Genomic DNA, 8,029 nt, shown 5'->3' with positions numbered 1-8,029 from the left:
ACGCGATACTCGACTTCATCGAAACAACGGGTGCTCAACCGATCATCCCGCAGCGCGTCTGCATGCCCCGCAAACGAGCCTTCGATCCGGTCAAGTACAAGCTGCGCAATCGCATCGAACGGACCATCGGTAAACTCAAGCAGCTACGCCGTATCGCCACACGGTACGATCGCATCCCGCAAAACTATCTCGCTAGCCTATGCCTCGCTGCCCTCAGCTTCTGGTGCTGAATGTCGATTCAGCCTAGAGTGATTTCGAGGCAGATGGAATCATCTGCCGGCTCGGAAATCACGGAAAACGGACAAAATCTAGGCTCGATCCGGTTCAATCTGAACGGGATCGAGTCTAGCCCCGCACGGCAACCGCCTCCTCGCTCCACGGGGCGATCGTCATGCCGTCGTCGCGCTGATAGCCCTCGGGCAGGTCCTCCACCAGGTGCCAGGCGGCCGAGAGGCGCCCATAACCGATGAAGAATGCGATGAAGGCGCCGAGCTCGACGATTTCCATCTCGCTGAAGTGCTCGCGCAGTTCTGCAAAGGTTGCATTGTCGATGGCGAAATGGTTGGTCGAGGAAATATCGGCATAGACGAGCGCAGCCTTTTCCGCCGCGGACAGGTCCTTGGACTCCTGCGGCCGTTCGAGCGAGCAGACCGCCCCTTCGGTCAGCCCGTCCTCCATCGCCGATTCATAGCGTATCGCCATGCAGCTGCGGCACTGATTGTGGAATGCGACGCGCAGGCGCACCAGTTCGACCAGCCGGCGCGGCAAATGCGTTGATTGATAGAGCGTCATGCCGAAGCTCAGCACGCCTTTGGCGAGATCAGGGTTATGCGCCAATATGCGCATGATCCCCTGCTCGGTCGGGCTGGCCGTATCGCCGCCAGCCAATGCGCGCAGATCGGCGCGCCATTCGGATGCGGGAAGGGTGGAAAGGCGGGCCATCGCAATATCTCCTGGAGGCGTTTGGGGCCACCGCTCAGCGGAAGCGGAACAACGGATGGTGAGGCGTGAAATCGTCGGCGCGGGGCACCGCCGCCAGCAGGGGCGAATCCCCGTATGTGCCGGAATGGTGGGCGTTCAGCAGGAATGTGCGTTCGGCAAAGCGCCATTCGCCCGCACGCCGCTCCAGCCGGTCGAGATAGCGTCCATAAAAGAGCTGCCAGCCCTGCCCGCCGGCGCCGTCATCGCCAACAGCATGCGTTATCGAGCAACTGTCGGCGAGCGCGATGTCGCCATCGATCCTCAGCACTATGTTCGATGTCGCATGGAAGCGGCGCAGCGACAGCGCGGCATTGGCGAGCAGGAAGGACGTCGCCTCCTCGCCATCGCCCTTGAAGAAGCCTAGATCGATTATGGCGTCAGGCCAGAATAGCAGGGCGAGGCCCTCCCGGTCCTGCCAGTCGACAGCGCGCCCATAGGCATGCAGCAATCGCGTGCACTCTGCTTCGGCAAGCAGGCGAGTCGTGGCGTCCTCTGCCATCATGTCGGCGTCCACTCCGGTTGCCGGTTTCGTCCCGGATCGTCTACAAGCAGCAGTAATGCATGATGATGGGTTGCGATCAAGCGGCTACCGGGTAAACTCGCAAATTGGGGAGCACACCCCTGCGGAGAGACGATGGACAGGACCGAAGCGAAATCCGGCGAGAGGCTGCCCGGCGAACTCCTATCAGGTGATCCATCGGCCGTCGGCGATGCTGCAGCGGCCGGCGAAGGCAGCGACGACACCCGCAAGGCCATTCTCGATGCCGTGGTAAGATGCTTCACGGCGCAAGGATGGGCGGGCACGAACATGTCGCTCGTGGCACGGGAAACCGGAATGACGCGGGGCAAGATCCAATATTATTTCCCCGTGCTCGAGGAGCTGAAGTTCGCCGCGATCGAACATCTCTATGAGTCCTGGCGCCGCAGCTATTTCGATCGCATCAGCCCGGATGCCCCCACCCGCGTGAGCTTCGATCGCGGCGTCGAGGTATTGTGGGAACTGGCGCGCGATCCGCTGCATGTCGCGATGGCAAATGTGGAGGCTGCCGCGCGCACCGACGAGGGACTGCGACGTCGGCTGGCGGAATTGCATATCGAGGATGAGGAGCAACTCGATCGCGCGACGCGCCAGACCTTTCCCGCGCTCGCCGCGGTGGGAGGACACGAACTGCATCTCGGCCGTTACTTCACCACCATCTTCATCGATGGCCTCGCCTCCCACAACTTTCCCGCCGATGCGCCGATCTGGCGGGCGCGGCTTGTCGCGATGCTCAAGGAATGCCTGAGCGACTTCTGGGTAAGACGCGGGGTCGTGGATCTCGATGGCGAGAGGCCGGGCATTTCATCCGAAACCCCCGCGACGGAACAGGGTGGATCGGTGCCGCCTCCCCCCAATCGGGACCGCACGCAGGAGACGCTCGCGCTGCTGCGCCAGGCGATGGAACTATTATCGGGTGACTCCGCGCCTTCGCCTGATCCCGCCATCACGGGCTGATCGAGGCTCGACTGGCATTTTTGGCGGTGGCGCCGTGACCATCCGGAGATCAACGATGTGGATCATGGAGGCCCGCCGGCCCTTCGCCGATAGAGAGCCGAAGCCGTGACGATCCACTTTCCCACCGAGTTGCCTGCCCATCTCCGCCGCTATGCCGGCATGGGTTCATGGCAGGATCACAGGCTCGACCAATGGGCACGCCTGCGCGCCGAGGCCACGCCCGACGAGCCGGTGTTCCTCGGCGATCCCGCCCGCCCCAGTTTCGCCAGCCTGCTCGGCGACGGGGAGGCGCTTGCGCGGGCGCTGATCGACCTCGGCATCAACCCCGGCGACGTCATCAGTTTCCAGACCCCCAACTGGGTGGAAGCAGCGGTCATCAACCTTGCGGCAGCGCTGGGCGGCTTCGTCATCAACCCGATCGTCCACATCTACCGCGATGCCGAGGTCCAGCACATGCTGGCCGATTGCGCAGCACGGATCTTCTTCGTTGCCGAGGCATTCCGCTCGATCGACTATGCGGGGATGGTCGATCGGATCACGCCGCATCTCCCGATGCTGGCGCAGACCATCTTCGTCCGGCCGCAAAGCAGCAGCCCGTCCTTTGCCGACCTCGTCGAGCATGGGCGCAAACTGACGCATCCGCTCGTCGGCGCCGATCCCAATTCGGTCAAGCTGATCCTCTATACTTCGGGCACGACCGGCCGCGCCAAGGCCGTGCTGCATTCGCACAATAGCCTGGCGCGCGTGCTCGACGCCACCTTCCGCCACCGGTCGCCGGTCGGGCGGGACGTGATCCTGATGCCGTCACCGGTGACGCACATCACCGGCTATGCCGGCGCACTGGAAATGCCCTTCCAGTTCGACTCGCGGGCGGTGCTGATGGAGCAATGGGACGCCGCCCGCGCCGTCGAACTGATCGAGCGTTATCAGGCGACCTACACCACCGCAGCGACACCCTTCCTGGTCGAACTCTGCCAGGCCGCGCACGCGGCCGGCCGGTCGCTCCCCAGCCTGCGGAGCTTCGCCTGCGGCGGCGCGGCGGTGCCCGACGAGTTGATCCGCACCGCCAATGCGGCGCTCGCAAACCCCTGCGCCTATCGCGTCTATGGCAGTTCGGAAGTGCCGCAGACCACGCAAGGCTATTCGCCCGTCCTGGAGCCTGATCTTGCCGCCGCCAGCGACGGCCATGCGGTCGATTATGAGCTCCGCATCGTCGATGACGAGGGGCGGGACTTGCCCGCCGGCATGGACGGAGAAGTGCTGGTGCGCGGCCCCGGCATGTTCCTCGGTTATGGCGATCCGGGGCAGACCGATCAGGCGATCACCGCCGACGGCTTCTTCCGCAGCGGCGACATCGGCCGGCTGGACGACCGCGGAGCGCTCACCATCACCGGGCGCAAGAAGGACCTGATCATCCGCGGCGGCGAGAATATCTCCGCCAGGGAGATCGAGGACGTGCTCCAGGCCCATCCTGATGTGGCGCTGACGGCGGTGGTGGCTATGCCGCACGCCCGGCTGGGCGAAGGCGTCTGCGCTTATATCGTCCTGCGCCCCGCGGCGCAGGTGTCCGCCGCCGATCTGGCGGCGCATGTGCGGGCCTCGGGTTTGGCCCGGCAGAAATGCCCGGAACGCTTCGAGTTCCTCCAGGATCTCCCCCGCACGGCATCCGGGAAGATCCGCAAGGACCTGCTACGCGACGATATCCGGCAGCGGATCAGCGCCGATGGCGAACCCGTCACGCCGTCTCGCTGAGGCGACGGCCGCCGCAGGGCGCAAGAAACACTTCAGACGACCGGCGCATGCAACTCGCCGGTCTCTATATATCGCATCGTCGGTCGCGGCGCCGCCGACGATCGCCGAGAATTATATCGGACTGCCGCTATAGCCGGGCGCATCCCGCACGACCGACGACGACGAACATGCCGCCTTCCGCCGCTATCCGCCCAATCCAGCTCAGCTGCGCCACTATGTCTTCCAGCCACCAGCCGCCCTCTTCGGCATCGGTCAGTTGCTGCGATCCGTCGTCCTGGCCGAGCAGCGCGCTCGGTACGGACCTGATATAGTCGATGCCGTTGGCCGCAAACCAATGGCGCAGCTGTGCCATCGTGTGCGTATGTTCTTCTGGATGATGATATTGATCGCGTAGCCAGGCACGATACCGTTGCGGTTGCTGCTGCCGATCGGCGAGCACCTTGTCTCCGGGAACCCAGCGCCAACCACTGAGCCGCGCGATCAGTCGCCTCGCCCTGTGCGGCAGGCGCGCATAGCTGTTGTACAGGCCGATGATCACCAGCCCTCCCGGCCGGGCAAGTCGCGCCAGATGGCTGAATGCGACGCCTGGGTCGGGCGTATGATGCAGCACGCCCGAGCAATAGACGATATCGAACGCTCCGGCGCGCAGCCCGGGATGATGCACGTCGGTCTCCACGAACGCGATCTGGCCGACCCCGAGACGCTTCGCCGCCGCCCGGCCGAGAGCGAGCGAGGCACGGCACAGATCGGCGGCGATGACCATCCGCTCGCCCCGGGCGAGATAGAGGCTCATCTGGCCGGTGCCGCAGCCCACTTCCACGATCCGCGCATCATAGGGGATCGCTGCATCGAGGAGCCGCGCGAACTGGCTGCGCTGGGCACGGGCGCGCAACCAATCGATGCTGTCGCGCGGCGGATAACCCGGAAATGGCGCCACCGTATAAAAGCTTCTCACCCGTTCGGTCCGGACATCGCCGGGCAGGCGGAGATCGGCTATTCCGTCTGCCGCCTCATAGCGCGCCCCGCAGTCCTGGCAGCAGAGCGCGCCATCGAGCGAGCCGCCGCAGCCGGGACAGGCGAGCAAGCACAGCGCGCGGCGATCCATCGCTAGAAGATCGAATAGATGAAAGGCGCCAGGGCCTCCACACCGGCGGCCAGCGCCAGGATGACGCCCACCGAACAGAGGAAGACCACCAGCGGGATCATCCATCGCCGACCGCCCGGCGCGTGCCACATGCCGCGGACCAGATCGGCGATCGTGCCGGATGCGCTGCCGACAATGATGAGCTGACGCCGCAGGCGTCCCTTGCGCCGGATCATGCGATAGCCTCCACTGCTTGTTGGTGCCCGACCCGATCGCGGTGGACGACCACGTCGTCGGCCACCAGCAGATCGATGCCCGCCCGCCGGAACGTCGAATAGCCTTCTGCGGCACTGGTGACGATCGGATCGCCGGCGAGGTTGAAGGATGTATTGAGCAGGACCGGTATGCCGCGCCGACGCCCATAGGCGCCGAGCAGCGCGTGGAGGCGCGGCGCCAACTCTGCCTCCAATATCTGCACGCGCGCGGTGCCGTCGACATGGGTGACGGCGCTCAGGCTGCTTCGCCATTCGGGCCGGACCGGGAATACGCCGGACATGAAGCGGCCAAGACGCGCGCCACCCGAGGACAGGTCGAAATAGGTCGCCGCATGCTCGGCCGGTACCACCGGCGCAAACGGGCGAAAGGATTCCCGGAACTTGATGTCGCGGTTGATTCGGTCGCGCATTGCCGCGTCGCCCGGATCGGCGAGGATGCTGCGATGGCCGAGTGCGCGCGGGCCGAATTCCGCCGCCCCCTCCATCCAGCCGACTATGGCCCCTCGCCCGATGGCATCGGCCACCTTATCGATCAGCTCGGCTTCATCCGCCCGCTCGAACGGAAGCCCGTCCTCGGCAGCAAGGCGGGCAAGATCATCCGGTTCGACCGCCGGCCCCCAGAAAGGATGGTCGGGGCAGTCGCGATGCGGCTGGTTGAAGAGGATGCGGTCGGCCCACAGCGCCGCCCCCAGCGCGCAGCCCGCGTCGCCCGGCGCGGACGGCACGAACAGCCGCTCGAACCCAGCCTCGCGCAAGATGCGGGCATTGGCGACGCCGTTCAGTGCAACGCCGCCGCCAAGGCAAAGATCGACAAGACCCGTTTCCTTGCGAAGCGACGCGGCAATGTCGACCATCACGTCCTCCAGCACCGCCTGCGCGCTGGCCGCGACATCGGCATAATGCCGTCCTTGCGCGGTCCCCAGGTCGATCGGCTCGAAACGATCGCGGGGCGGGCCGAACAGGCCCACGAAACGGCGGGAATAAGCGGAATCGACCGTCCGATGATAATCGAAATAGTCGAGGTCGAGCGCAAAGGCGCCGTCCGGCGTCCGCTGCAATATCCGCCGCACCTCGTCGGCAAAGCGCGGCGTGCCATAGGCAGCAAGGCCCATGACCTTGTACTCGCCCTCATTGACCGGGAATCCCAGCCAGGCCGTGAAGGCCGAATAGAAGAGGCCAAGCGAATGGGGGAAGCGCACCTCGCGCAGAAGGTTGATCTCCGCCGGTCCGCCAGTGCGCTTGCTGCCATGCCCCACGGTCAGGGTCGCCCATTCGCCCACCCCGTCGGCGGTCAGGATCGCGGCCTTTTCGGTTGGTGCGGTCAGGAAGGCCGTTGCCGCGTGGGAGAGGTGATGGTCCGTGAAATGGACGCGGCGCGTCGGGATTCCCAGCTGGGCGCTGATGATGCCCCGCACCCATAATTTCTCCCCGACCATATTCTTCATCGCCTTGGGGAATATGCGCCAGCTGTGCGGAAAAGCACGCAACAGCGTCATCAACACCCGGTCGAACCTGAGCGCTGGGCGCTCATAGAAAATCACCGCGTCCAGTTGCTCGGGGTCCAGCCCGGCATGGTCGAGACACCATTCTGCCGCCTGCAGGGGGAAGGCGGGGTCATTCTTGCATCGCGAAAGCCGCTCTTCCTGCGCCGCGGCCACGGGTAGGCCGTCGACCAGCAAGGCGGCTGCGGCGTCGTGATAAAAGGCGGAAATGCCAAGGATCTTCATCAATATTGCCCTCCCCCCTTGTCGCGCGGCCGCGTAGCGGCGCACCAGCCGGGTGCCTCCTGTCGCGCCGCCCGCTTCGCGACCCAGGCGAAGGGCGCCAGCAGGAGGAAATAGAGCAGCGTCAGGATGATCTTCGAGATCATGTCGGCGAGGATCAGCGCCAGGCGGAGATAGGCTCGCCAGAAACGGCGCAGCCGCGCGGCCCACAAGGCCCTAGGGGCATGGCCCGGCGCCAGGCGGCTGAGTTCCGCGCGCGAATAGCGCATATGCCCCTCCTCATCGCGGGCGATCTTGCCGATGACCGCCTGCGTTTCCGGATCATGGTCCAGCACCGCGCCATAGGCGGCGAAGGCGCGGGACGCGGCCCGTTCCGACAGGTGGATGAAGGCCAGCAGTCCCGTCATGCGCTCCTGCTCGACCACCAGCCGGTCGAAGCCGCGTTCGCCGGGAAGGAGCCCGTCGCCCAGCGCGCGGTCGGGCCCGGGATCAGCGATGGTCCGCCGCAGCGCCAGCCCGCGCGCCTGGAACAGTTCGGCATGGCGCACCTCGTCGCGCGCATGGGCGAAGAGACGGCGCCGCAGCTGCGGGTCGTCGGCAATCTCCGCCGCGCGGAACAGGTCGCGCGCGCCCTGCGCCTCGACTTCGGCAAATTGCAGCAGCTTGCGGGCCCGGCGTCGCGGGTCGGCCCAAATCAGCCGATCGATGAACATGCGCC

Annotated in this window: 9 protein-coding genes; 3 read left to right on the top strand and 6 right to left on the bottom strand. The window is 65.6% G+C overall.

The features are described 5' to 3' along the window. The coding region (locus tag AC1DPF_RS14960) for a transposase (protein ID WP_477960652.1) at positions 1–230 on the top strand (230 nt) is incomplete at its 5' end. 115 nt (positions 231–345) lie between these two features. On the opposite strand, the gene AC1DPF_RS14955 is transcribed toward AC1DPF_RS14960, so the two are convergent. Beyond that, positions 346–942, bottom strand: coding sequence for a carboxymuconolactone decarboxylase family protein (locus AC1DPF_RS14955; RefSeq protein WP_477962144.1), 597 nt, complete (start codon positions 940–942; stop codon positions 346–348). Positions 943–976: 34 nt separating this feature from the next. Next, a complete protein-coding gene (locus AC1DPF_RS14950) occupies positions 977–1,483 on the bottom strand; it encodes a nuclear transport factor 2 family protein (RefSeq protein WP_477962142.1) in 507 nt (168 codons plus the stop codon). Between the two features lie 132 nt (positions 1,484–1,615). Here AC1DPF_RS14950 and AC1DPF_RS14945 point away from each other — a divergent pair, with 132 nt between their 5' ends. Both AC1DPF_RS14945 and AC1DPF_RS14940 read left to right on the top strand, forming a co-directional pair. After that, on the top strand, positions 1,616–2,476 hold the full coding sequence (locus AC1DPF_RS14945) for a TetR/AcrR family transcriptional regulator (protein WP_477962139.1): 861 nt from the start codon (positions 1,616–1,618) through the stop codon (positions 2,474–2,476). A gap of 105 nt (positions 2,477–2,581) precedes the next feature. After that, positions 2,582–4,228, top strand: a complete 1,647-nt coding sequence (locus AC1DPF_RS14940) for an AMP-binding protein (protein WP_477962137.1) — start codon at positions 2,582–2,584, stop codon at positions 4,226–4,228. A gap of 127 nt (positions 4,229–4,355) precedes the next feature. Here AC1DPF_RS14940 and AC1DPF_RS14935 read toward each other — a convergent pair whose 3' ends face one another. Genes AC1DPF_RS14935 through AC1DPF_RS14920 form a run of 4 tightly spaced genes read right to left on the bottom strand, consistent with a single transcriptional unit; the run spans position 4,356 to position 8,024 of the window. Then, a complete protein-coding gene (locus AC1DPF_RS14935; RefSeq protein ID WP_477869436.1) occupies positions 4,356–5,333 on the bottom strand; it encodes a class I SAM-dependent methyltransferase in 978 nt (325 codons plus the stop codon). A 2-nt stretch (positions 5,334–5,335) separates the two neighbouring features. After that, a complete protein-coding gene (locus AC1DPF_RS14930) occupies positions 5,336–5,548 on the bottom strand; it encodes a DUF5989 family protein (protein ID WP_477869435.1) in 213 nt (70 codons plus the stop codon). Continuing rightward, positions 5,545–7,314, bottom strand: coding sequence for a carbamoyltransferase family protein (locus AC1DPF_RS14925; RefSeq protein WP_477962148.1), 1,770 nt, complete (start codon positions 7,312–7,314; stop codon positions 5,545–5,547). The genes AC1DPF_RS14930 and AC1DPF_RS14925 overlap by 4 nt, the downstream gene beginning before the upstream one ends. Further along, positions 7,314–8,024, bottom strand: coding sequence for a ferritin-like domain-containing protein (locus AC1DPF_RS14920; RefSeq protein WP_477869433.1), 711 nt, complete (start codon positions 8,022–8,024; stop codon positions 7,314–7,316). Before AC1DPF_RS14920 ends, AC1DPF_RS14925 begins: the two co-directional genes overlap by 1 nt. Between the last annotated feature and the right edge of the window lie 5 nt (positions 8,025–8,029).

This window comes from Rhizorhabdus sp. P4_G6 (assembly GCF_056401045.1).
This window is presented reverse-complemented; position numbering and strand designations above follow the sequence as displayed.